At 56.9% G+C, this 1,095-nt stretch carries 1 protein-coding gene; it reads left to right on the top strand.

Annotation, left to right across the window (positions count from 1 at the left end):
- A partial coding sequence (locus tag U1763_RS21090; RefSeq protein ID WP_332756867.1) for a condensation domain-containing protein occupies positions 1–1,095 on the top strand: 1,095 nt, incomplete at both ends.

The following is a 1,095-nucleotide window of genomic DNA, read 5'->3' as shown; positions in this document are numbered from 1 at the left end:
ACACCTTCAGACTTGCCTTTGGTATCTTTGGATCAGGCTGAGATCGAGCGCCTCGAGTCCGAGCATCGGGGGGTGTCGGACGTTCTTCCTTTGTCTCCGCTCCAGCAGGGCTTGTTGTTCCACTCGCTTTACGACGATGAGACGCCGCACGTATATCTTGTTCAATTAGTCCTAGATCTAACGGGGCATCTGGATACGGAGAGACTGCGCACGGCTGCGCAGGCGCTTCTCATCAGGCATCCGCATCTTGCCGCGGCCTTCTTGCACGAGGGCTTCACGTCTCCCATCCAGACGGTTCCAAAGGCACCGGATCTTCCGTGGTCCTATGTTGATCTCTCTAGCCTCTCTGCGTCAAAGCGCGAGGCGTCACTCAATGCATTCATTGAACGGGATCGCTCGATAGGATTCACGCCCTCTTGTTCACCACTTCTGCGCTTCGCGCTGGTTCGGCTAACTGCCGGGCGGCACAGGTTAATTTTCACACATCACCATATTCTGCTCGACGGATGGTCCATCTCGGTCTTTTGGCAGGAACTCTTTATCCTTTACCGTGCAGGGGTAAGCAGGCCGGACCTGCCGACTGCAACACCATACCGTGACTATCTGGCATGGCTCCAGAGGCAGGACCGCTCTTTGGCAGAAGCCGCTTGGCGTGACGCTTTCGAGGGTCTGACGGAGCCTACCCGACTAGCGCCTTCGAGCACCAGCGCCCCGGTTCCGGCCGAGAGCGTGCAACTCGAACTATCACTTGAGCTGACCACGTCCTTGTCGGCTTTCGCTTGGGGAAATGGCCTGACACTCAATACGGTCGTGCAGTTGGCGTGGGCTATGCTGCTGGCGTCAGAGACCAAGCGAAACGACGTTGTATTCGGCATTACTGTTGCGGGCCGTCCGCCAGAATTGCCAGGTATGGAACGAATGGTTGGCCTCTTTATCAACACGGTACCTCTCCGGCTCCGCTTACGTCCCAAAGAGACTATCCTTCAACTCCTTGCCCGGCTTCAGGAAGAGCAATCGCGGCTCCTCGCACACCAGCATCTCGGCCTTAGTGAAATCCAACGCCTCGCAGGAGTCGGAGAACTCTTTGATACCCTG

This window comes from Sphingomonas sorbitolis (assembly GCF_036663875.1).
Lineage (GTDB): Bacteria > Pseudomonadota > Alphaproteobacteria > Sphingomonadales > Sphingomonadaceae > Sphingomonas.
Note: the sequence above shows the minus strand (reverse complement) of the source record. Positions and strands in the feature narration are given on the sequence as shown.